Origin of the sequence: Sphingomonas sp. PAMC 26621 (assembly GCF_000251145.1) — a bacterium.
Taxonomy (GTDB): Bacteria; Pseudomonadota; Alphaproteobacteria; order Sphingomonadales; family Sphingomonadaceae; genus Sphingomonas.
Genome location: NZ_AIDW01000044.1, coordinates 20,729 through 44,424, shown reverse-complemented (window position 1 = coordinate 44,424; position 23,696 = coordinate 20,729). Strand labels below are relative to the sequence as shown.

17 protein-coding genes and 2 pseudogenes are annotated in these 23,696 nt (G+C 60.0%); 9 read left to right on the top strand and 10 right to left on the bottom strand.

Going from position 1 to position 23,696, the window contains the following annotated elements:
* The first annotated feature begins 1 nt into the window (after nucleotide 1).
* From RI03_RS19600 to RI03_RS19585, 4 genes are read left to right on the top strand one after another with little or no spacing between them, the layout of a single operon-like run.
* Nucleotides 2-331, top strand: a complete 330-nt coding sequence (locus RI03_RS19600) for a DUF2382 domain-containing protein (RefSeq protein WP_010219390.1) — start codon at nucleotides 2-4, stop codon at nucleotides 329-331.
* 17 nt (nucleotides 332-348) lie between these two features.
* Entirely contained in the window at nucleotides 349-975 is a 627-nt protein-coding gene (locus RI03_RS19595; RefSeq protein ID WP_051007313.1) for an OmpA family protein, read from the top strand.
* A 39-nt stretch (nucleotides 976-1,014) separates the two neighbouring features.
* A complete protein-coding gene (locus RI03_RS19590) occupies nucleotides 1,015-1,857 on the top strand; it encodes a DUF2382 domain-containing protein (protein ID WP_010219387.1) in 843 nt (280 codons plus the stop codon).
* Between the two features lie 58 nt (nucleotides 1,858-1,915).
* On the top strand, nucleotides 1,916-2,305 hold the full coding sequence (locus tag RI03_RS19585; protein ID WP_010219268.1) for a hypothetical protein: 390 nt from the start codon (nucleotides 1,916-1,918) through the stop codon (nucleotides 2,303-2,305).
* A gap of 276 nt (nucleotides 2,306-2,581) precedes the next feature.
* On the opposite strand, the gene RI03_RS19580 is transcribed toward RI03_RS19585, so the two are convergent.
* The gene (locus RI03_RS19580) at nucleotides 2,582-2,950 is read right to left on the bottom strand and encodes a hypothetical protein (RefSeq protein WP_170318424.1); all 369 of its coding nucleotides are present in this window, start codon (nucleotides 2,948-2,950) and stop codon (nucleotides 2,582-2,584) included.
* On the opposite strand from RI03_RS19580, the gene RI03_RS25425 reads away from it, so the two are divergent.
* Together RI03_RS25425 and RI03_RS23040 are read left to right on the top strand one after the other, a co-directional pair.
* Nucleotides 2,912-3,175 carry a phage holin family protein gene (locus RI03_RS25425; protein WP_081504289.1) on the top strand — a complete coding sequence of 88 codons (264 nt, stop codon included), beginning with the start codon at nucleotides 2,912-2,914 and terminating at the stop codon, nucleotides 3,173-3,175. The two genes, RI03_RS19580 and RI03_RS25425, sit on opposite strands and share 39 nt — an antisense overlap.
* Before the next feature lie 39 nt (nucleotides 3,176-3,214).
* Nucleotides 3,215-3,385: a DUF3618 domain-containing protein gene (locus RI03_RS23040; RefSeq protein ID WP_010219384.1), complete on the top strand. Its 171-nt coding sequence runs from the start codon at nucleotides 3,215-3,217 to the stop codon at nucleotides 3,383-3,385.
* A gap of 1,056 nt (nucleotides 3,386-4,441) precedes the next feature.
* On the opposite strand, the gene RI03_RS24200 is transcribed toward RI03_RS23040, so the two are convergent.
* On the bottom strand, nucleotides 4,442-4,681 hold the full coding sequence (locus RI03_RS24200) for a hypothetical protein (protein ID WP_170318423.1): 240 nt from the start codon (nucleotides 4,679-4,681) through the stop codon (nucleotides 4,442-4,444).
* Nucleotides 4,682-4,699: 18 nt separating this feature from the next.
* Here RI03_RS24200 and RI03_RS19575 point away from each other — a divergent pair, with 18 nt between their 5' ends.
* A complete protein-coding gene (locus RI03_RS19575) occupies nucleotides 4,700-5,140 on the top strand; it encodes a DUF1003 domain-containing protein (protein WP_238542466.1) in 441 nt (146 codons plus the stop codon).
* Between the two features lie 259 nt (nucleotides 5,141-5,399).
* On the opposite strand, the gene RI03_RS19570 is transcribed toward RI03_RS19575, so the two are convergent.
* From RI03_RS19570 to RI03_RS19560, 3 genes are all read right to left on the bottom strand, one after another.
* Nucleotides 5,400-7,766: a GH92 family glycosyl hydrolase gene (locus RI03_RS19570; RefSeq protein ID WP_010219382.1), complete on the bottom strand. Its 2,367-nt coding sequence runs from the start codon at nucleotides 7,764-7,766 to the stop codon at nucleotides 5,400-5,402.
* A gap of 64 nt (nucleotides 7,767-7,830) precedes the next feature.
* Nucleotides 7,831-8,877, bottom strand: a complete 1,047-nt coding sequence (locus RI03_RS19565; RefSeq protein WP_037515731.1) for a glycoside hydrolase family 43 protein — start codon at nucleotides 8,875-8,877, stop codon at nucleotides 7,831-7,833.
* A gap of 485 nt (nucleotides 8,878-9,362) precedes the next feature.
* A complete protein-coding gene (locus tag RI03_RS19560; protein WP_010219380.1) occupies nucleotides 9,363-12,218 on the bottom strand; it encodes a TIM-barrel domain-containing protein in 2,856 nt (951 codons plus the stop codon).
* 565 nt (nucleotides 12,219-12,783) lie between these two features.
* Here RI03_RS19560 and RI03_RS19550 point away from each other — a divergent pair.
* Entirely contained in the window at nucleotides 12,784-14,154 is a 1,371-nt protein-coding gene (locus RI03_RS19550; RefSeq protein ID WP_010219378.1) for a glycoside hydrolase 5 family protein, read from the top strand.
* A 78-nt stretch (nucleotides 14,155-14,232) separates the two neighbouring features.
* On the opposite strand, the gene RI03_RS19545 is transcribed toward RI03_RS19550, so the two are convergent.
* Together RI03_RS19545 and RI03_RS23030 are read right to left on the bottom strand one after the other, a co-directional pair.
* Nucleotides 14,233-17,373, bottom strand: coding sequence for a TonB-dependent receptor (locus RI03_RS19545; RefSeq protein ID WP_010219377.1), 3,141 nt, complete (start codon nucleotides 17,371-17,373; stop codon nucleotides 14,233-14,235).
* A 385-nt stretch (nucleotides 17,374-17,758) separates the two neighbouring features.
* On the bottom strand, nucleotides 17,759-18,661 hold the full coding sequence (locus RI03_RS23030; protein WP_081504291.1) for an ROK family protein: 903 nt from the start codon (nucleotides 18,659-18,661) through the stop codon (nucleotides 17,759-17,761).
* Nucleotides 18,662-18,845: 184 nt separating this feature from the next.
* Between RI03_RS23030 and RI03_RS19540 the strand changes: the two genes are divergently transcribed.
* Entirely contained in the window at nucleotides 18,846-20,111 is a 1,266-nt protein-coding gene (locus RI03_RS19540; RefSeq protein ID WP_138995760.1) for an ROK family transcriptional regulator, read from the top strand.
* Between the two features lie 122 nt (nucleotides 20,112-20,233).
* Here the strand turns inward: RI03_RS19540 and RI03_RS19535 are convergent.
* The 3 genes and pseudogenes from RI03_RS19535 to RI03_RS19525 form a co-directional block, all read right to left on the bottom strand.
* Nucleotides 20,234-20,797: pseudogene (locus tag RI03_RS19535) on the bottom strand (IS91 family transposase); the annotation flags it as partial.
* A 4-nt stretch (nucleotides 20,798-20,801) separates the two neighbouring features.
* A pseudogene (locus tag RI03_RS19530) lies at nucleotides 20,802-21,709 on the bottom strand (tyrosine-type recombinase/integrase).
* Between the two features lie 401 nt (nucleotides 21,710-22,110).
* Nucleotides 22,111-23,694: an efflux transporter outer membrane subunit gene (locus RI03_RS19525; RefSeq protein ID WP_170318426.1), complete on the bottom strand. Its 1,584-nt coding sequence runs from the start codon at nucleotides 23,692-23,694 to the stop codon at nucleotides 22,111-22,113.
* Between the last annotated feature and the right edge of the window lie 2 nt (nucleotides 23,695-23,696).

Below are 23,696 nucleotides of genomic sequence, written 5' to 3'. Positions count from 1 at the left end.
TGTGTCCAAGCGGACCGTCGAAAGTAGCCATGTCCGGGTCCGCACCGTCGTCGAAGAGATAACAAACAATCTCGTCGCGGAGCTTGCGCGCGAGGACATCGAGATTGAGCGCCGCGTGGTCGAACGCGAAGTGTCCGTCGCGCCTGTGCCTTACCATGAGGGCGAACTGCTGATCATTCCAATCGTTGAAGAGCGCGCCATCGTCGAAAAGCGCCTTTTCGTCGTCGAGGAGGTCGTCGTTCGCCGGATAGCGCGAACCGAGGAGGTACGAGTTCCTACCACGCTTCGCAAAATGCGCGCCGTCATCGAGCGCGATGGCGACGAAGTCTAAAATAGGAGGGATTGTTAATGCCAGGACCGAACGACCATAAACCCGGCGCGCCAAGCCACGTGCATATCGAAAGGAACGTTCAGCCAGGCTGGGTAAAAGCGCTCGCGTGGTTGGCGCTGGCGTTGGGGCTGCTCGCCCTTATCCTCGGTTTAAGCCGCTGCCACAAAGAGGACACAGTCGCCGTCGTGCCGGCTCCAGCCCCGAGCAAAGTGATAGCGCAGACTCCTAATGCGCCGAAATCGGCAGCATTGGTCGGTACGTCTGGTCTTGGTGCGTATCTGGGCGGCACGGAAGCGACGCCACGTACTTTCACGTTTGAGAAGCTAAACTTCGACACAGCCAAGAGCGACATTCGTGCGGCTGACGCGGCAGAGGTCGATCAAGTCGCAATGGCTTTGAGGCAGTATCCAACCTCTCATGTCCGGATCGCCGGCTATGCGGACTCGCGCGGCAGCGATGCGACTAACATGGCGCTCGGCAAGGCTCGCGCTGAGAGCGTTAAGGCGGCGCTTGTGGCCAAGGGCATCGATGCCGGGGGGATCGAGACCGTCTCGGGCGGTGCAACCGACCCCGTCGACACCAATACGACGGCAGGGGGGCGTTTCGAGAACCGCCGTACCGAACTCGTCGTAACGGCGAGATAAGCAACCCTTTTCTATCCAACGTTTATTCAGGAGAATATCATGTCCAGCACCATCACTGCCCTGTTCGACAATCGCGCCGATGCCGAAGCCGCTAAGGAGCGGCTGAAGGCTGCACGGGTCGACGTCGATCACATCCACATCCATGACAAGACCAGCGCGGGCTATAACGCGACTGGTTATTCGACCCATCAGGACCGCGGAATGTGGGATTCGATCAAGCACGCGTTCCTTCCCGATGAGGACCGCCACACTTATGAGGAAGGCGTTCGCCGGGGTGGTGTGCTGCTGACTGCTGACGTCGAAGACGCGCACGTTGATGAGGCCGTCAAGGTTCTGGAAGATGCCAATAGCGTCGATATCGACGACCGCTCGAGCGAGTGGCGTTCGTCCGGCTGGGATCATCCGGCAGCGGGTGCAGGGGCAGCGGGTTTGGGTGCTCTTGGTGGCACCACCGCGCACGATACGAACCGTACTCACGACCTCGACGGGGAGCGTGAGGAAGTTGTTCCGATTGTTGAAGAGCAGCTCGTTGTCGGCAAGCGCGACGTAGACCGTGGCGGCGTGCGCGTGCGCTCCTATGTCACTGAAACGCCCGTTCATGAGCAGATCCGTCTGCGCAACGAGCAGGTGCATGTCGAGCGTCGTGCTGTTGATAAGCCCCTTTCGGCAGCCGAGGGCGACGCGTTCCGTGAGCGCACGATTGACATGACTGCGACCGGCGAAGAGGCAGTGGTCGGTAAGACTGCGCGCGTTGTAGAGGAGGTCGTCGTCTCGAAGACCGCTGAAGAGCATGTTGAAGAGATCGATGATACAGTGCGCCGCACCGACGTCGAGATCGATAGCGACGCCGATAAGCTGGGTAGCACCAACAAGCGTATTTAACGCAATCAGAGCCTGCGCGGTTGGCACCGCGCGGGCTCTTTCATATCGAGCATAGGCGATGCGAAGCGAACATCTCGAGATGATCAGGCGAGCCGTGCACAGTTATGCGGCACTTGTAGCCGTGTTTGGGTTCGCCGTCCTTACCGGTTGTGACGGGCCCCATGAGAAGTCTGGCAAACAGGCAGATCAAGCAGCGGGCGAAAAGCCAGGACTGTTCCGAGAAGGGCCGCAGCAGCGGCTCGGCAGGCTTGCGGATCGGGCGGACCATGCACAAATGCGCGTAATCGATGCCCGCGCTGACGCCCTAAAGGATCAGGCCAAGACCGTGCGGGCGTCCGGCGACAGCCAGGCGGATGCGCTGGAGCGTCAGGCCGCCGAGGTCCGTGCGCAAGCCAAAACAACCGGTAAAGCTCTCGACAACCAAGCGGACGAAGTCCGCGGCAATTAACAGCCGACGAGGCTGACCAGCTATTTCAGGAGATGATGATGCAAGATCCTATCGATCGTCCGGCGGGCTCCCCCACTCTTACCCCGCAGAGCTCAATGTCCGGCGGGTCTCCAACTACTGCGGCGGTCGCCGACCAGGCGAAAGCAGTGGCCGGACAGGCGGCCGACAAAGCGTCGTCGTTAGGGACAGGTGAAGGATAAAGCTACAGGCAGTCGAAGCCAAAAGGCGGTCTTGCCGACCAGATCGACGGGCTCGCCGATGCGTCCACAAATCAGGTCAGCATTCAATGGCGCAGGACTGGATCGCGAGCGCTTCGAGCGCGGAGCGCCGAGCTTCGACGCTGCAAATCGCTTCGCAAATGATGTACCGCCTGTTCGGACAGGTGCGGACTTTGCCCGGCAGCAGCCGGCGTTTCATGGTGCGTCGTTCGCAGCCGGGTTCGCGCTTGCGCGCTTCGGCAAGATCGTCGCTGCCGATATCTCGCGCAACGATCTGCCGACGCTCCCGGAGGTTGGTCATGGACAGGGTTGAACCGCATACGACGCATAGTCTGGGGGAGATCGCAGGGGGCTTGCCGGCGACGTACAGGACCTCGTTAAGGGCGAGTTGAAGTTGGCCCGCGCCGAGTTCGACGAAAAGCTCCAAGGGCTAATTGCTGGTGCCATTTCGCTGGTTGGCGGCGCGCTGGTCGCGTTTGCAGGGCTGGTTGTGCTGCTCGAAGGCGGTGCCGCGATCCTCGCCAGGTGGATCCCGACCTGGGCGTCGTTGCTGATCGTTGGCGCCTTATGTGCTCATCGGCGGGCTGATCGTCCGTGGCGGTCTTGCCAAGCTATCCATCAAGAACATCACGCCAGACCGCACTGCTGCTAACCTCAGCAAAGATGCGCGGATCATGAAGGAGCATTTGTAATGGTTGAAATGACCGAAACTGCGGCAATCGAGCAAGACCTGGCGAGGACGCGTGCGCGCATGGACCATAGGCTCGACGAGCTTCAGGAACACCTGACCCCCAAGCAGATGCTGAACGATGCCTTCGCCTATTTCCAAGGCGGCGATGGCGCCGACTTTACCACGGGTTAGTCGCGAAGCTCAAGACCAATCCTTTGCCCGCTGCGCTGGCCGGGTCGGTATGCTGGCTGATGGCATCGAGCAGCAAGCCGCTTGCTCGCGCGACCGGCGCGACCCGCACCCGAACCAGACTATATTGTCCGTCTTCGGACGCTGAGGCGGAGGTGGTACGTGGAAACACGAACATCCGATGGCATGCTTCGCGTCTGGATGAGGCGCGAGGCAAGGTGCTTGGAGTGGCACGCGAACTTCCGACACGGCGCAAAGCTATGGAGAAGATCAAGGGCGATGGCTCCGCAACGCAAAGCGTTCGCGAGACCACGCATGATCTGACGGCACATGAGCGACGCCGCCGGAATCTTGGTGACCGCGCGCAGCGCGGCGGTGAGCGGTTCACAAGGAGTAGGCAATATGGCACAATCGACGCGTGAGGCGCTGCCTCGGTACCGAATCCCTTCGCCTGGCGCGTCGCGCCATCTCGGCATCGTGCCGGCTCGTTGATCCCAACCAGCGACGAGGAACAGCATGCGCTGGGGGACGGCTGATCGGTTGCGCTCCGCAGGACGCATCTCGCGCAGGACGTGGTGGATCGTGGTGGCCTGTAGCTAACGAGGCGCTCGGCGCGGTCAAAGACAGTGCTCAGGCGCATGGACTGACGACGGATAAGCCGATCGGCGACGTGGTTGCTGATCTAAAGAGCGGGTCGCTGGTCGACTCTGTTAAGCAGGTCGCGTCCGAGACGGTCGATGCCGGAAAGCAAAGCGCACAGAAGCATTTTCCAAGCGGCGAAAGCGATGTTCCTGTAGGCGGGACCAATTGATCAAAACGAGGCCGGCACCCGCCGGCCTTGCTTTTCTGAGGCTCAGCACGGCAGGAGGACGCCGTGAACCGTGTTAAGCCGGGACTCCTCCTTCCAAGCGTGACCGTACTTTTTCTAACGATATGGACGGCATGGGTCGCAAAGCCCGGCCAGTCCCCCTTCCCGCACCCACTTCCATGGCCCGCGCGACGACTACGCGCCTGTATCAAGCAAGGTAATCAAATTTCCATCGGGCATGCCCCTGACCATCATGATAGATCGCGCGGTCGAAGCGCGACGGCGCTCTTGCCATCCCTGCCGTTGGATGGATGACAAATTGGAATGCAGTAAAGTTGTTGCTGACGGTCAAGCTTGGCACCCCAGCGATCTTTGAAAACTAAGTCATGTCCCTGTACCCCGACCAGCTGGTAGGTGAGATCCACAACAGTCCCGTAAGCGGTCATGTCGAGGAAACAGTCCAACGACTCATAGAGTTGCAGGTCGAGCATGACCGTCAGGCGTCGAATATGCAACGTATCGCCAATCGTGTCACTGCAGCGCTTGGCAAGCCGAGCTCCGTCACCTTCATCATCATGCTGGTCATCGCCTGGATCATCGGGAATTACAGTGCACGCCGTGCCGGCCTTATCTCATTCGAGCAATTTCCGTTTCCGAACCTCGAGTTTTTTGCAACCATTGGCGCTCTCGTGGTCGCGCTTTTGATCTTGACCACTCAGCGACATGCTGAAGCCTTGGCCGAAAAGCGCGCCCAATTGACCCTTGAAATCGCGATGCTTAGCGAACGTAAAAATACCAAAATTATTGCGCTACTTGAAGAGCAGCGTCGCGATAACCCGCTTCTTGAATCGCGGGTTGATCGCGAAGCCGATGAAATGGGTCAGATTTCAGACTCATTTCAGAACTTAGGAAAAATCGAGGGGGCGAAGCTACCCAAAGGAACGACCTGAGCCGTTGACTGTGCCAAAGCGACGATTGGGTTGCGAACAAAGGTAAGCGAGGGGCACAGATCGTCGAGCAATGCGTTCAAGAATCACAAGCCAGTACCGCACAACAAATCGGCACATAAATATGCAGGCAAGACGGGGGCAAGCTAACTTACAAAATATCACTCCATCTGCGGAGTCTTCGCGTAACCTGGGACCGCTGCTGCGACCGTGAGCGATGATGCCCCGACGATTCATATTCGTCTCCCAATTAATCAGCAGGTCACCCGGCAGTCGGCGCACTCATCGAGAAAGGCGCATCCCTCTTGGCGCTGCCCCAGCGGGTGTTGGGGGTCGGCCCCATGACAAATCGCAACGTCCCGCCTTCTTGCAGCGCCTCGCGCGACAGCCACGGCTTTTCGTATGGCTTGCCGTTCAACGTCACCGACTGAATGTAGACTTTCTTCGGCCCGTTGTTGAGCGCCTCGATCGTCAGCACCTTGCCGCCCGGCATGGTCATGCGGACCGAGCGCAACAGCGGGCTGCCGATCGCATATTGGCCGACCGTCGGCGTTACCGGATAAAACCCCATCGCGGAGAAGACATACCAGGCCGAAGTCTGGCCATTGTCCTCGTCGCCGGGATAGCCGTCGGGCGTCGCCGAATAGAGCTTCGACATCACGTCGCGGACATGGCCTTGCGTCTTCCACGGCTGACCGGCCCAGTCATACAGATAGGTCATGTGCTGAATCGGCTGATTGCCGTGCGCATATTGGCCCATGTTGGCGATCTGCATCTCGCGTGTCTCATGGATGACCGATCCGTAATAGCTGTCGTCGAACACCGGCGGCAGCGTGAAGATCGAATCGAGCTTGTCGGTGAACGCGCGATCGCCGCCCTGCAGGTCGATCAACCCTTGCACGTCCTGCATCGCAGAGAAGCTGTAGTGCAGCGCATTCCCTTCGGTGAAGGCATCGCCCCAGGCGTAGGGGTTGAACGGCTGCATCCAGCTGCCGTCCTTGTTGCGACCGCGCATCCAGCCGGATTGCGCGTCGTAGAGCTTGCGATAATTCTGCGCCTGCGCGGCGTATTTTCTGGCATCCTCGGTCTTGCCGAGCGCGGCGGCGAGGCGCGAGAGCGAGAAGTCGGCGGTCGCATATTCGAGTGTGCGCGCCGCGCTCTCGTTGATGCCTACGTCATAGGGCACATAGCCAAGCTTGTTGTACCATTCGACGCCCTCGCGGCCGACTGCGGTGACGACATTGCCCTTCTTGTCCTTCGGTCGCCCTTCCGAGGTGGTCGCGTTCTTGACCATCGCCTCGTACAGCGTCTCGATGTCGAACCCGCGCACGCCTTCGAGATAAGCATCGGCGATGATGTTGGCGGAGTTGGACCCGATCATCACGTTGCGCTGGCCCGGGCTCATCCATTCGGGAAGCCAGCCGCCTTCCTTATAGGCGTTCGCCAGCCCCTGCATGATCTGGCCGTCGAGCTCCGGGCGGACGAGCGCGAAATAGGGGAAGACCGCCCGCCATGTGTCCCAGAATCCGTTGTCGGTATACATCGGCCCGTCATGGACCTTGCCGTCATACGGGCTGTAATGGACCATCGTCCCGCGTGCATCGATCTCGTGGAACTGCCGCGGGAACAGCAGCATCCGGTACATCGCCGAATAGAAGGTGCGCTTATTGTCGAGACTAGGGTCGCTCACGCGAATGATCCCGAGTTCCTTCTCCCACGCGGCTTTTGCCTTGGCCTCGGTCGTCGCAAAGCTGTCGCTGCCGATCTCGCTGTCGAGATTGCGCTGCGCCTGCTCCGCGCTGATGAAGGACGAGGCAACCTTGACGCCGACCTGCTCCCCGTCGCGGGTCCTGAAGCTGACGACCGCACCGACATGACCACCCTCGCGCGTGGTGTCCGCGCCGATCTGCCAATTATCGTCCCAGGTGCGGCTGACGCTGAAGTCGTGGTCGAACTGCGCGACAAAGTAATTGTGGAAATTGTCGGGCACGCCGCCGTGATTGTTGCGGACATAGCCGGTGATCCGCCGGTTGGCCGCGTCGATCTTGACCATCGACCCGCCCGCCAGCCCGTCGAGCAGGATGTGCGCGTCGTCGCTCTTGGGGAAGGTGAAGCGGAATTGCGCGGCGCGGTTGGTCGGCGTCACCTCGGCGGTGACGTTATAATCGGCGAGATAGACCTTGTAGTTATAGGGGTGGCTCGTCTCCGCCTTGTGGCTGTACCAGCTCGCGCGCTCGTCTTCCTTGATCTTGAGCGGGCCGGTTTCCGCGAACAGCGAGAAAGCCGCGTAATCGTTCATCCACGGGCTCGGCTGGTGCGTCTGCTTGAGCCCGTTGATCTTGAGATCATGGTACATATAAGCCCAGCCGCTGCCGGGCTTGCCGGTCACCGGGGTCCAGAAGTTCATCCCCCACGGCACCGCGACCGCCGGATAGGTATTGCCATAGGACAGTTCGTAGGTGGAATCGGTCCCCATCAGCGGATTGACCAGATCGGCCAGCGATTCCGCGGCCTCCCCGCGCTGCTGCGCCATCGCGGGTGCGACAAGCAGCGGCGCGGGCAGGCCGAGACTGGTGACGGCGAGCAACGCGAGGCTGCGGCCGGCGGATGCGGCGAAACGGATCTTCACGTCAGGTCTTCCGGAGAATGCGTATAGGGCTGAACGGCCAAGGTGGCCGATGCGGACGGGCCGGTCATTGCCGCCGGCCGATCGGACGCGGTGGCGCGCCTGTATTGGTCAGCACGACCGGCTCGATCGTGCCGTCGGTAGCAAAGGTCATCCGATCGATCGCGATCTGGCGATGTTCGCCTTTGGCGTCGCCGAGCGGACGGCGGTGATAGACGATGTACCATTCGTCGGTGCCCGGCACGTTGACGACCGAATGATGGCCCGCCCCACGCGCGATCCGTGCGTCCTCGGCGAGAATCTTGCCCATCGGCCTGAACGGTCCGGTCGGGCTCGGCCCCATCGCATAGGCGACGCTATAGTCCGACCCGGTCCATTCCCCTTCAGACCACATCAGATAATAGACCCCGCGGCGTTTGATGACGAACGATCCCTCGACATAACCCGGCGGGGTGATTTCCTTGTACGTCGTGCCGTTCGCGAACGGCCGCACGCTGCGCAGGTCGTCGCTCAGGCGGACGACGTTGCAATGCCGCCACCCGCCGTAATAGAGATACACCTGACCGTCGTCGTCACGATAGACGAACGGGTCGATCGGCTGCGCCTGATTGTGGAACGCCCCGATCAGCGGCTTGCCGATCGCATCCTTGAACGGGCCGCCCGGACGGTCCGCCACGGCAACGCCGATCCCGCCGTGTTCGGCGTCGCTCTGAATGTCGTTCGCGCCGAAGAACAGATAATAGCGGCCCTTGTGCTCGATCGCCGAGGGCGCCCACACCGCATAGCCGGCCCAGGCTACGTTGGCGACGTCGAGCACATGGTTGTGCCGGGTCCAATGGACCAGATCGGGCGAGGAAAAGGCGTTGAAAAAGGTCTGCTGGAGATAAGACGGCCGCACCGTATGCTGCCGTCGCAGCTTGGCCTGGTCGGGAGTGAAAAGCGGCGAAACGTCCGGCTTTCCCGCGTCGTCGGAATAAGTCGGGTAGATCCAGTACTTGTCGCCGAACACCCGGATCTCAGGGTCGGCATACCAGCCTGGGACGATCGGATTGCGCGCCGCGACCGGCGCAATAGTCACCACTGCGGCCAGCGCGGCCAGTCCAAGCTTGCTCATCGACACATCATCCTTGCTCTCGGATCGGAAAAGGGCGCGGCACCGCCTAAGAAAACGGTGATGCGCGACGTACTCGGGGAGGGGGACGCCGTCTTAGAAAGTCCACTGCACGCCGGCATAGAAGCGACGCCTGGTATATTGGTTCAAATAATACCGCGCGGTCTTATCGTTCCCGAGATGCCCGCGCTGTTCCGACCTGCACGTACGAGTCCAAATAGTCGTTCAGTCCGGAAAGGAATTTACTGATCTGTTCGCCTTTGCGGTTGTACGAGGCCCACAGCAGTACGCCCTTTTTCTCGTTGACTATCTTGGCGTTGGATTCGGCTAACCGCAAAATAGCTACAAAGGGCCAGCGATCGAATGCTGGTTGAAACCGTCGTTCAGATATTTTGCTAAGTGGAGAACCCGTATCTAATGCTAACTCGCTCTAAAGGTCTCGGCGCGGAGATGATTCCATAGGTCGCACTCCGCTTTGCTAACGTGCATCACCACTCGATGCTTTGCTCGGACCCATCAAAAAGGATCTTACGCACTATTTGCGCTCCGTGCCCGTCAGCTAAATGCGCTTGAAAATATATTTTGGAGACCATGTTAGGATAAGTCCCTGTCCGCGGGCCAACAACCAATCTGCGCTTCGCGTCATGCCATCGTATCGGAATACGAGCAGCGGCACCGTGTTTGTAACCATCCCCGTCACCGCCATCTTCGTACAACGTGAAGCGGCCGTCACGACCGGCAAAAACGCGTAGTTCGATTACGTTGGGGCGGACCGACGCACGGTCGATGCCGGGCGTCATCGGCAGGATTGCTCCGGCTCGCGCAAACACCGGTACATAGTCGAGCGGCGCTGGAACCGTGATGGAGCGGCCGCCAACATGCCGTTCTTCAGACGTAAGGTCATACCAGTCCTGTCCGGCGGGGAGATAGACCGTGATGACCTTCGATTGTGGGATCGCCATCTTCGCCACTTGAGAAGGCGTAATCCATTCAAACCACAAGCTCACGACGTCGGCGGTTCGCTGCCGCTGCTCCAGCCTAAAGACGTAAGATTGACCGGCTTCCAGGGAAAGCGGAACTTCGTAGCGTGCGTCGCCATCATGTTCGCGAAAAGATACCGCACCGTTCGCACCATCAGCGACCGCGGGCTCCGCAATGCCATCGATCACTGTTCGGCCAGCGAGAGACAGCCGGATAGCGCCCTTGCCCTGCACAACGAGCCTATGTGTGCCGCTCTCCTCCGCACGTAACCGCCCGGTCCAACGGATCGAGTAGGGCTTGCCTGCAAGCGCGGTGGGTAGGTCGCCCGACCAGCTCATTTTCAATTCGTCTGTCTGGCGCGACGACACGCGACGCTCGAAGTTCGATCCTTCGTAAAAGGCGATCTCTGCCGCAGGCGCGTTCAGCCCCTTTACCGCGCGGCTTGGCAGAAACTCCTGAATGTTTTCGGGGGAATGCTCAAGCGGCCGATCGACGACGCGCACCAACAGATCGCGGCCGACCATGAACTGCGCGGGGTGATCGCGCGCCGCCACGTCGTCGGAAAAATCCATCGCGAGCGCGCGCAGGGGCGTACCGCCAGCTAGCGCCGCCTCCGCCGCCAGCGAATAATGGTATGGCAATAGCGAATAGCGCAGTCGCAAAGCCTTCTCCAACGCGTCGTATACGGGCGTTCCTGGCTTGCCGAATTGCCATAACTCTCGCGGAACGTGTGTGCCGTGCGCGCGGAATACAGGAAGGAAGGCGCCGAACTGGAACCAGCGCACATACAACTCAGTATAGGCCGGATCTGCCAACCCTCGCGGGTAGCGATGATTGACCAAAAAGCCGCCAATATCGCACGTCCACCACGGTATCCCCGCCATCGCGAACTGCTGAGCAGCGAGGATCTGTGCTGACAAAGTGCCCCAGCTGGCGAAGATGTCGCCCGACCAGGTAATTGCGCCGAACGCTTGCTGCCCTGCGTAGGCCGAGCGGCTCAGGATTACCGGACGCTTAGACGGCACGTCGCGCTCGAGCCCTTCGCTCAAGCCCTTGGACTGGTACCAAGAGAACGTGAGCAGGTTCTCGGCAATAGGCCCGGCGGCGCTCAGTCCGTTGGCGGCAAATGCGGCAGCAGTGCCGTAGCGTTCCCCAGTCGACTGGAATTCGGGCTCGTTGCCATCGGTCCACAGGCCGTCGAAGCCATGGTCGACGAGCCCGCGTTTGACGTGTTGCCAATACAGATCACGTGCAGGCGCAGAACTCGCGTCAAAAACGCGACCTCCGCTCCAATGCTTTAACGGGAAGAGATGCTTTGCCAACGCCATCTCTTGGTAGATAGCGGTCGCCGAACCGAAAGCTGGCCAGACCGAGATAAGCACATGTGCGTCACTGGCATGGACATGTCGAACCATGGCGCTCGGGTCGGGAAAGGTTTTCGTATCGAAGGTCATTCCGCTAAAATGATCGTTCTCGCCCCAATAATGCCAGTCTAGCACGATTGCATCGAGAGGAAGGCCGCGGCGTCGGTATTCGTCGACGACGCCGGTCAGTTCGGCCTGGGTTTGGTAGCGCTCCTTGCTCTGCCAGTAGCCGTACGCCCACTTCGGCAAGAGCGCGGCTGCTCCCGTTAGCGCGCGATAGCGACCAATGACTGCGTCCATGTCGGCACCGAGGCAGACATGATACCGAATAAGGTCGCCTGCGACTGAATGGTAGCCGATCGCCGTTGCGCGCGAACGGAAATGCGCCGCCGTCCCGGTGTCCCATAACAGGCCCCAACCGCCGGTCGATGTAAGAAACGGATTGATCGCATCGCTATTGGCATGGGCGAGAAACACGTCTTCGTCGCGATATTCGGCGACCGGCGCGCGGAACTGCCCGAGGCCGTGTAACCGCTCGGTCGCGCCAATGGTGAAGCCCTGACGACGTGCGGCGTCTACGCCTGGAATCGGGGCAGGTTCTACGCTTTCGGCGATACGGATCGTTCCAGCGCCGTCGAAAAAGCGAAGACGACCGTTTGCCTTATCTATCTCTACGATAATGCCTTCGCCCATCAGGCGGAGAACATGGGCGTCTTCTACGAAACGAACCGTCGGGGAGCTTGCCCCATCGTGCGCGAAGAAACCGCCACCCAGGGCTAAGTTGGCCGCCGAGCATTTTACGACGCTAGCGATGCCCGCGAGCGGTAGTCGAAGGTCGGTAATGTTGCCATCGCGGTAAATTACCACCCCGTTTGCCTGCCGTTCTATCCGCGGTACCGAATCCCTTACTCCCGCCAGCGCCCGCCCCATCGCTAGTCCGGCGCTGGTCAACGCCGCGCTGTGAAGCAGTGCACGACGTGTCGTCGCGAACATCGTCATAAGCCTCTCCCCTCGCGATCCGGATTGCCGCGATATCCTAACAGACCTAGCTTGAAGGCCTCCGTCAAGAATTCATAACTCAATTTGGTTTCTTTTCGTTCTGCTCGATAGGATAAACTCGGGCGAGCAGACCCGGTTACAGGGAGAGCGAAATGACCAGATATAAGGTGATGGCTTCGACGGCGACAGCATGGGGGGTGCTGCTATGCATCGCACCGACCGGTGCGCAGCTATATGGCCCGGTCGACGCCGACCTGCCTCTGGGAAGAGCGTCGATTGATCAACCTCTAGCGCCTGCGGACGAAGCTCAGTTTGTTGCTCGCGCCTGGACGATCGCGGCCTGGGTTGAACCGGACATGCTTCCGCCCGACATTGCGTTTGGCACAGGCACAAACTGGCCGTTTAATGCGGTCATAGTAGGAGTCTTGCCGACGCGGGTAGCATGGTCGGCGGGGGCGCCGTTCGCGATCGTCGCCGCGGCGACGGCCCCGCAATGCAACTTGGCCCTACGCCTCGTTCCCGAGACGAACAGTGTCGCCTTCGACGGTAGGCACGAGGGCATAGCATGACGGACACTTTGCACGAGCAACTCAAAGTTGGCGTCGGTCCGAAGCCGACGCGCCGCACCGCGATCAGGTCTGTTGGTGCCGCGCTCGCCTTAACGACACTTCCAGCAGTAATTCGCCCCTTGGGCCCGGCGGGGCTGGTAAGCGTAACCGGCAAGCGCTTCGAACTGGACGGCGCTCCTTACCGTTACATGGGAACGAACATGTGGTATGGTGCCTACCTTGGCGCTGATACCGACTACGGCGATCGAAACCGGTTGCGGCGGGAACTTGATCGGCTGCGGGCACTCGGGATTGATAATGTCCGAGTCATGTGCGGATCCGAAGCCTCGCCTTTGAAAGGCTCGGTCACGCCGACGTTTCGTGATCGCAGCACTCGCTTTAACGAGCAACTGCTTGGCGGACTTGACTATCTGCTTGTCGAGTTGCGGCGGCGCGACATGCGCGCGGTAATGTGCATAAACAACTTCTGGGAGTGGTCAGGCGGCATGCAAGCCTATCTCTATTGGGCGAACGGCGGCCATTATGTTGACGAGAACGATCCCGCCGCGCCATGGCCCGCTTACGCCGACTTCACCGCGCAATTCTACGCGAACATCCCCGCAGTAGCGATGGCGGACGACTACGTCCGTGCAATAGTAGGCCGCACCAATAGCATCACCGGCAAACGCTACGCCGAGGACCCAGGGATCATGGCATGGCAGTTAGCGAACGAGCCGCGGCCGGGCGAAACTGCGGCGAAAGGATATCTGCCGGCCTACGCTGCATGGATCAAATCGACCGCGCGCCTGATTAAGTCGATCGATCCCCACCACCTCGTCTCGACGGGGGCTGAGGGCGTAATCGGTTGCCTAAGAAGCGAGGCGTGCCTGACGCTCGCTACCCCTCCGGAGATCGATTATATGTCAATCCATATTTGGCCGAAAAACTTCGGCTGGATTAACGTTACAGATTTGACTGGCTCGCGCGCCACGGGCCGGGCTATGACCCGTTCCTATATCGACCAACACATCGCGCTGGCCACCAAGCTTGGCCGTCCGCTGGTGCTGGAAGAGTTCAGATATCCGCGCGACGGCGGCAGCTACGACCCTACCGCGACCACTACTGAACGCGACGCCTTTTACCGGTTCGTGATGGACGCGGTCACGAAAGATGCAAAGCGAGGCGGACCGTTGACAGCAGTCAGTTTCTGGGCGTGGAACGGCGAAGGCCGCGCACAGCATTCCGATTATATTTTCCGTGCCGGCGACACAAACTGGCTCGGCGATCCAAGCCACGAACCGCAAGGCTATTACGGCGTATTTGATACTGACCGCTCCACGCAGTCCGTCATTCGTGAATATGCTACGGCGCTACGCCGGATTGGCTGAACCAAAAAAAGGCTCATCCGGCATGTTTCCGGATGAGCCCAGCATTGCCCCGGGAGGGTAAGGGCAAAGGTCGTTTGGTTAGTTTCGGATACGGACGCCGACCGTCAGCCGCCGTTCAAAAACGTTCTGCTGATAGAACTGATTCTTAAACTGCAGATATTCCTCATCATTAGACCGGGTCAGATTGGTGCCCTGGATAAAGATCGTCGCATTCGGCAAAATGTCGTAGCTGGCCGACGCATCGAGATATCCAACCGGCTTCGAATAGATTGCCAGCGCGTTTGCGTTCGGCGCATTGGTTAGGTCAATGCCGTTAACATATTGGATGCCGGCAAAGCGTGTGCTGCGCCAGTTGTAGGCAACACGTGCCTGGATCGGTCCTTTCTGATAGAAGCCGATAACGTTATATTGAAACTTTGAATTGTCCGGTACCGGGAGCTGATGGTTGAAAAGGTCTACGTTTGAGCTCTGGCTGTCTGAGTATGTGAAGTTTGCGTTGGCACCAAAACCGCTCAAAAAGCCCGGCAGGAAGTCGAACTGCTGCTGGTAGCCAACCTCGACGCCCTTGATTTTGCCGCCCTTGCCATTGCTGGTGGTCTGGACAACGCCGCCAGCACGGACGACACCGTCCTGGTCGGCAATCGGCTGAATAAGTCCTATGCTTTGCGGAAAGGACTTAACGTCGAAGAGGAACGCAGCGGCGCTAAACAGACCGCCTCGGCCAAAATAAAATTCGTAGGACGCGTTGTAGTTGGTGGATTGATAGGGTTCGAGGCCTGGGTTGCCCGACGCGCCTGACAGGAAGACCTGAAGGTTCTGCGGCACAGGCAACGGATACCTACCATTGTTGGCGCCATAATACAGCACTTGACCGGCACCCAGGTCGAACAGGTTTAACTCCCCAACCACCTTGGCGGCAGCCAGACGCAGTTTCATCCTGCGGTTAAGATCGAAGGTGAGGTTTGCCGCTGGCAGATACCGGTCAATCTGCTTTTTGTTTGCCGTCGTGCCAAGATTGATAAACACGCCGTTGTAATTGCCGCCGGTTCCAATGAATCGGTTCGGATCGGTCGTATTGGCAAAAACCGTTCGAGTAGTCGTGATAAACCGCAGTCCAATGTTACCAGAGATGCCGATCCCAGCGATTCCTTGCTCGGATGCAAAGTTCAGCTGCGCGTAGGCGCTGGCGTTCTTCTCCTTAACGCGGAAGCTACGGGTCGGGTCCTGATACTCGGCGTTGCCCGGGAACAAGCTGTTCTGGAAGGCAAGCGGATCGCTCATCGCATTGGGGTCGATCCCGGGAATGCCCGCCGAAGGCACGCCTCCGAAGATGAAGTTATTGTACTGTTTAATACGGTTACCAAGCGCGCCGAAGGTATAGATCGGCAGCACAGAGCGCCCTTCAACCGCCGGAGTCCCGGTCTGGGTGATGCCGGCGTCCTTGAAGAAGTAGAGATCGCCTGGCTTAGCGAGCGTTCCAACCCCGGGCACGGTGACTGGTGCTAAATATTTGAACTCCGACACGGTCACATCGCGCACGTTGTAGCGTATGCCGGCGTCGAGCGTTGTAAAGAATCCATTGCCCGGAAAGGTGAAGGTGCCATCAGCGCGGAACGCATCGTTCTTAGCCCGCCGGTGGTCGCCATAGCCCCACGTCGAGTATAGCTCCCAGTTGGCCGGGTTCGTCACGTCGGTCCCGAACGCGAGCGTTGGGTACTTGGTCGTGTAATCGATACCGACATTGACTGCTTGGAAGCCGGTTGGGTTTTGTAGCTGATAGCAGGAGCCCGTCAGCAGATTTGGATTCAAGTTGCCCTGGCATTCAGGAGCTACGCCTCGCGGCAGCAAGTTGCCGGTTTCCGGCTTGGAGTCGGCCTGTGACGAAACTGAGTCCCGCTTGGCATCGGCGTGAACCCAACGCAACGTTCCCTTGAAGTTGCTGCCGTTATTATAATTCAGTTCGAGATTGGTATTGAACGTGCGGGACTTTGAATTTGTGGCAAGGCTGTTCTCTGCAAACCCCGGCAGCGCGAAGTTCGCGACGGTGACAACCCCGTTGGAGTCGACTTGAGATCCCGCGAGAAGCGGTCGCGGCGCATAGCCGCTGTTAAGTTGAAGGTTGACGGCGCGCGTGCGGTCGTCGAGCTGAGTATAGGCGCCATCTGCTGTCAGCGTAAGTTGATCTGTAATTTTGTACTGTGCAGAGGCGTTAGCGCCGTACCGCTCCCGTTCTGTCGTCTGGTTAGATGCGCTAACGACAGCGGGTTGATAGACATAGTCACCGTTAGCCGGGATGTTGGTCGAACCAATGCCGCCGTTGCCGCGCAAGTCGCGGCCCGACAAAGCGTCGGTTGAGACAAGCCAGCTGTTGCCAGTGTCAATACGAATGTTAGCAAGGCTTGCCTTCGAGTAGGACCCCGCAACAAGCAGGCCAAAGCGGTCCGTATGGTAGCCCGCAAGCGCAGAGTACGTCGGGTTGAACTTTTTGACGCGGTCGCCGTATTCGCCCTCGGCTGAGCCGGACAGTGTAATGCCGTGCTTAAGATCAAACGGACGCCGAGTTTTCAGATCGATAATACCGCTGATGCCACCTTCTAGCTGACGCGCGGTTGGTGACTTAAACACGTCGACGCCTGAGAAGAGCGTTGGCGGTATGTCGGTAAAGTTGGGCTGTGCATTGTCGATGCTCTGGCCGCCGAGAAACGATTCCCCGTTGAGGGTGACCAGTACCTGTCCTAGCCCTCGAATATTCACGCCGCCGCCTTCACCCGCAGTGCGGTCGATCTGGACGCCAGTGACGCGCTGTAGCGAGTCGGCGATCGTGGTGTCAGGCAATTTGCCGATGTCCTCGGCCACGATGGAATCGACGATCTGAGCTGCCGAACGCTTGAGGTCGACGGCAGCCTTTTGGGCTCCGCGAACACCAATAACAAGAATATCGCCGCCGTCGCTCGCCGACGTCGCGGTAGCCTCACTGCCATCGGCTTGAGCCGCGCCGGATGCTGCCGCACCTGCAGCAGGACTCGTGCCGGGAACGGGCTGCGTCTCAACTCCGCCCTGTGCCGGCCCGGACGTCTGCGCAGCGCTCGACGCTTTATCAGTGCCTGTACCAGCCTGCGCCAGAGCGGGCTGCGCGATAGAAAGTGTTATCAACGATGCGGCAGTTGCCAACAACTGTAGACGGTAAGTCCGGTTAGGGTTTTCACTAATCTGGTTCATCACATCCCTCCCTTTCGCGCAACTCGTCTAGACAACAGCCGATTCTGATGCCGTGACGATCGAACGGTTTTCATTATTTGATTGCTAGGAAGGTGAACCGAAAGTGCCGCAATCAAAGCGCCAAGATCGACTGCCCTGGACATCTCGGCTGCCACGCGATCGCAACTTACCCGACGGGCAAATTCGTATTGCACGATTCACATCCTCCCTTAGCCGCTTCGCTGTCGGCTTGTTAACAGTGATGCCGCCGAAGCAGCCTAATCGTCAACTATTAAATACAAGAATTTCCGTTTTTTAATGCTGCAGCGGTTTCTTGAATGATGCTGATGGATCGAGCGGCAGGAATGCCCGTTAAATCAGTAGGTTAAACGCACCTAACGCTTACCTAAAGTCGCGCTGCGCCACGAACGCCAGATGAGTCGCCCCAGCGCGCTGGCACGATACTCCCTTCCCAGGCACCTCCGAAAACGTATTGGCGTACGACAGTGGGTAATCGCCGGTACAACTCGTCCACGTTGGACATGCCGCCGCCAAGAACGAAAACATCCGGATCAATAATGTTTACGATCAGCGCAAGCGTCCGCCCCAGCTGATCAACGTAGCGCTCAAGGGACTCGTTTGCAGCCGGATCCCCGGATCGCGAAGCAGCGACAATAGCCGCGGCTTCAATTTTTTGACCACTGTTCGCTTCGTGCGCGCGGGCAAATCCAGTACCGGAAATCCACCCCTCCAGACAGCCGTGTTTACCACACCAGCAAAGCGGCCCTGGGTGCTCATCTGCGGAGAGCCACGGGAGTGGGACGTGACCGAATTCGCCACCAATGCCGTTCGCGCCTTCTACAATCCGCCCATCTATAACGACCCCGCCCCCGACACCGGTACCAAGGATGACGCCCACTGCAGATTTAGCGCCTATGGCGGCTCCATCTACAGTCTCTGAGAGCGCGAGACAGTTTGCGTCGTTCGCCATTCGGACATCGCGCCCGAGTGCGATTTGCAAATCCACTCTAAATGGCCGACCGTTTAGGTAAGTCGAATTCGCATTTTGCATCAGCCCTGAACGTGGACTGATCGAGCCAGGCACCCCAATCCCAACCGTGCCGAGTAGGCGTTCTCCATTTCCCCCCGCCGCCACCTCGGCACGAGCTATGACAGCGCAAACATCGCGAATAGCACGGTCATAATCCCCAGGGTTGGGCGTCCGCACCCGGCTTAGAAAGCCGCCCTTCTCATCGAGAACCGCTGCCTCGATCTTTGTTCCGCCGAAATCGACGCCGACATGCATCATCGCAACCGTCCACACTTTGGCGTGGTCTGTCCTGCTGTAGCAATCATTGTAGGCCCCTCGTCACGGCGGTCGGTTTCCGCGTCCATCGAGTGGCAGAACTGAATCGATAAATAAAGTCAGTTGTAATATTGTGAGTATGCATCATGAACTATGCCGAGATACCGAGATACCGAGATCTATGAATATGACACAAGACAGCACAAAGGCTTTCCCCGACCTGTCCGCAAAGGCGCGGGATATCGGCGATCCGCTTGGTGCCCAAAGCAGGTCCTCACGCTTGTCAAACGGCTTGTCAGGCACAAATCTGGAACGCGCCGGGGACTATAATCTGCGGACGGTGCTTCAGGCAATTCGGTTGCGCGACGAGACGACGCGCGTCACGCTCGTCCAAGAGACTGGGCTTACCGCACCTACTATCGCTAACATCACGAATCGGCTTATCGACAAGGGGCTAGTACGGCTGAGCGGGCGCACAAAAGGGGGGCGCGGCCAACCGGCACTTAAGCTTCAAATCGATCCAGACGGAGCCTTCGGTATCGGCCTCAATGTCGATCGTGATCATCTCACCCTGGTAGCACTTGATCTGGCAGGAGAGGTGCGCAGCCGCATCACGCAAGAGATTGCGTTCGCAATGCCGGCCGATGTTGTCGAATTCGTCAAGCAAAGGGTCGACGAGGTCATCGCGGCGGGAAATGTCGACCGCGAACGGGTGCTCGGCGTCGGCGTTGCGATGCCAGACGATCTAGGCAGCATCACCCTGCCCGGCAGCCCCCCTGAATACTCGACCTGGGACGATGTCACTATGCCTGCTCTACTGCGCGAGGTGCTGCCGTGGCCAATCCATACCGACAACGACGCTGCGGCCGCCGCGCTAGGCGAGGCCCAGTGCGGAACGGCCACTGAAAATCCTAGCTTCTTTTATCTGCTTATCAGTGCGGGCTTGGGCGGCGGATTAGTGATCGATCGCAGCTATCATCGTGGCGCAACGTCACGAAGCGGCGAGATCGGTCTCATGCCAGATCCGGGAGCTTCCACGCCGGGCGCGGTAGTGCAAGACATTGTATCGCTTTCAACGCTGCACGCCCGCCTCGCAGCTGCCGAATGTCCTGTCACTAACAACGCGAAGCTAATCGGCTCCGACGCGGCAGTGAACGCCGTCCTAGAACAATGGTTGATCGACTCTGTCCGCGCGCTAACCATGCCGCTGATCGGTATCAACTGCGTACTTAATCCAGACGCAATCCTGATTGGTGGACGGCTGCCCGTCCCTCTAATCGAAAAGCTGGCGTCAAAATTGGAAAAAGCATTGTCTGCCATCGCCTTGCCGTCCCACGCCCGAATAATGTCGGCGGTTATGGCGCAGGACGCGCCTGCAATCGGCGCGGCGACACTTCCTTTTCTCGATCATGTACTGCCAACCGATGCTATACTTATTAAAGTCGGACGCTGAATAACGCGCAAACCGCCTATGGTCATTAAACGTAAAACTGTTTTTAATTGTTGTATTCCATTGAACTACTATAAGATTCCCCACTGTCAAGTAGGATGGATGATATTATTTGGCTACAAATCGACCGGCAGCAGGAACGCCGGTCGCGGCGACACCCAACGGGTGCCGTCCGGCGACAGCCCGCCGCCCGGCACGATCATGTGGATGTGCGGATGGTGGGTCAGCGCCGAGCCCCTGGTGTGCAGCACGGCGATGATACCGATGCGGGCACCGAGGTGCTTCGGGTCGGCCGCGATCGTCGTCATCGTCTCCGACGCTGCCTGGAACAGCAGGCCATACACCGCAGCCTTGTTCTGGAGCGCGATGTCAGCGACCTCGGCCGGCAGCGTGAACACGACGTGGAAGTAGCCGACCGGCAGCAGGTCGGCCTCGCGCTCGGCGAGCCAAGTGCGCGCGGCCGCGCCCTGGCACCGCGGGCAGTGCCGGTTCCGACAGCTGTTGTAGGACACCCGCCAATGGCCGCAGTCCTCACAGGCGTCGACATGGCCGCCAAGAGCCGCGGTGCGACAGTGCTCGATGGCCGACATGACCTTGAGCTTGTCCAGGCTCAGGTGCCCGGCATGGCCCGCACGATATGCATCACCGGCGGCGCGGAAGATGTCTGCGACCTCGAGCGAGGCGCGCACCGGGTCAGCCGCCGGCTGCTCTTCCCTCGGTGGTGACCATCGTCAGCTTGTCGAGCGGACTGGTCACGTTGCGCATCGTCCGGGTCGCGACCTTGGTATAGTAAGCGGTGGTATCCAGCTTTGCGTGACCAAGCAGCGCCTGGATGATCCGCACGTCGATCCCGTCCTCGAGCAGGTGGGTCGCAAAGCAGTGCCGCAGCGTATGGGAGCTGATCCGCTTGTCGATGCCGGCCGCAATGCCCGCTTCGACGACCACGCGGTGCAGCTGCCGGGTGCTCAGCGGCTTGAGATAGTGCTGGCCTGGGAACAACCATCCGTCCGGGTGCATCACGCCTTCCTGCCGCCCGACCTTCCACCACTCCCGCAGGAGCGCCAGCAGACCGGCCGGGAGCATGGCATTGCGATACTGCCCACCCTTGCCGCGCTCGACCCGGAGCAGCATGCGCTCGCTATCGACGTCGCGCACCTTGAGCGCTGCGACCTCCGCCGCGCGCAGGCCCGCGCCGTATGCGACCGACAGCGCCGCCTGATGCTTGAGGCACCTGGTCGCGCTGAGCAGTCGCGCCACCTCGTCCGGGCTCAGCACGATAGGCAGCTTGCGGATCCGCTTCATGCGGACCAGCTTGCGCGCGAGATCTGGCCGGTCGATCGTCTGCAAAAAAAGAACCGCAACGCCGATACGATGCTGCTCATGGTCGGCACCGGCACGCCCTGGTCGGACAGCTTGACCTGAAAGCGCCGCACGTCCTCCGCCGTTGCGGTGTCGGGCGAGCGCCCCAGGAATGTGGCGAACCGGCCGACATCGCGGATGTAGTTGCGCTGCGTCTCGCGACAGAACCGTCGCATCTCCATCTCGTCGATGAGGCACTGGCGTAGCGGGCTGACCGCAACGGCGGGTGCGAGGATGTGCATGGTTAGGCTCCTTCTGGTGGAACCCCGATGCTCTGCCTGCGTCCCGCGGCGCTCAACCGGCGCGCAACGCTCGTTCCTTCATCTCAACCATGCCGCACATGCCCTCCCGCGCAGCGGGTTCGTGCTTCCACCAAAGCCGGCTGTACAGCCCCCTGCCCCGCCAGATGAACGAACGGCAGTTGACGGCGATCGCACACCCGGAAGTGAATGGGCCGCTCGCAACCCGTAATGACCCCACAAGACTCTGTCCCTCAAGCCTTACATGGAAGCATAAAGCTTCAAGGATCCCACCTCAAGATCGCCGACGCCGTCAAGAAGGCTTTTGCTCTGTGCGCTAAGAGGCCTCGCATAAGCCAGAATTTCCGGGGGTCGACTAAAGGCATAAGTCCGACCCAGTCCAACTAAGAGCCTTGCATACTTGCCGGACCCCCACGGCGTCGCCCTACGTCGCGCTCCACTGAATCTAAACCGCCTCCAAGCGACCGATACAGCTCAACTAGATTACTTGATTCGTTCAGCCGCGTTGTTACGAGCTGTTGCTGCGCCGAATACGCGGTCCGCTGGGAATCCAGCGTCGTCAGGAACGATTCCACCCCAGCCCGGTAGCGGGCATCCGATATGCGCAAGGCCGCGTTCGCGGCGTTGACGCGGGCGGTCTGCGCCGCGACCTGCTCGTCGATCGTACCGCGCTGCGCCAGTGCATCCGCAACTTCGCGAAACGCGGTCTGCACCGTTCGCTCGTAGGTCGACACCGCGATCTGCTGCTGCGCGCGCGCGACTTGCAGGTTGCCGCGCAACCGTCCCCCGTCGAATAACGGGAGCGAGATCGCCGGTGCCGCGGTATAGGTAAAGCTGCCCCCCGAGAATAGGCCGCTCAGCGCCGGGCTGATCGTCCCCAAGGTGCCGGTGAGCGAGATGCTCGGGAACAACGCCGCGCGCGCTGCGCCGATATTGGCATATTGCGCGATCAACTGATGCTCCGCCTGCAGCACGTCGGGACGTTGCAGGAGAATGTCGGACGCGAGGCTGGCGGGCAAGGCCTTGATCGCGACCTCGCCATTGCCCAACCCCTGCGGAAGCATCTGCTGGGTTACGGGGGCGCCAACCAGCAGGTCGAGCGCATTCTTGTCCTGCGCCAGACGAGTCCGCAGCACCGCAATGTCGTTGCGCGCCGTCTGGTAGGTCGTCTCGGCCTGTTGCGCCTCGAGCTCGGACGCGACACCGATGCGGAACTGCGCGCGGGTCAGTTCCAGCGACTGCTCGAACGATTTGAGCGACTCCTGCGAGATGCGGAGCTGGTCCTGGTCCGACGCGTAGGTCAGCCACGCCGTCGCGATCTCGGCGATAAGCGTGATGCGGGTCGACCGCTGCGCTTCTTCGGTTGAGAAATACTGTTCGAGCGCGGCGCGGCTGAGGTTGCGCAACCGTCCGAACAGATCGAGTTCGTAAGCCGAGACGCCGAGATTCACTGAATAGAACTGATAGTTTGAGGAAGACGAACCGACGCCGGCGCCCGCGCCGGTACCCCCGGTGCTCGTCCCGGTGCCGGTGCCAGTGCCCGTTCCGGTGCCGGTACCCGTCCCGGTGCCCGTTCCGCTCCCTGCGGCCCCGGCGAGCGCGCCGCTCGCACCCTGGATATTGTTGGTATAGGTCGCCGACCCGGACAGCGTCGCCGACGGGAGGAGATCCGCCCGCTGGATGCGATATTGCGCGCGCGCCTGGAGGACGTTGCCGGCCGCGATCCGCAAATCGCGATTGTTCTCCAATCCCAACGCGATCGTGTTGCGCAGCCGGTCGTCCGTGAAGAAGTCGCGCCAGCCGATCTTGGTGATGTCCGGCGCATCCGTCGGCGAAACCGGATAGACGCCGCCCGTCGGAAGCGCAGCGGGGACCTCCCCCAAGGGGCGCACATATTTCGGCGCGAGATTGCAGCCGGCTAGTACCGTCGCGCCCAGCAGGCCAAGGACGATCTTGCTGTTCAACATCA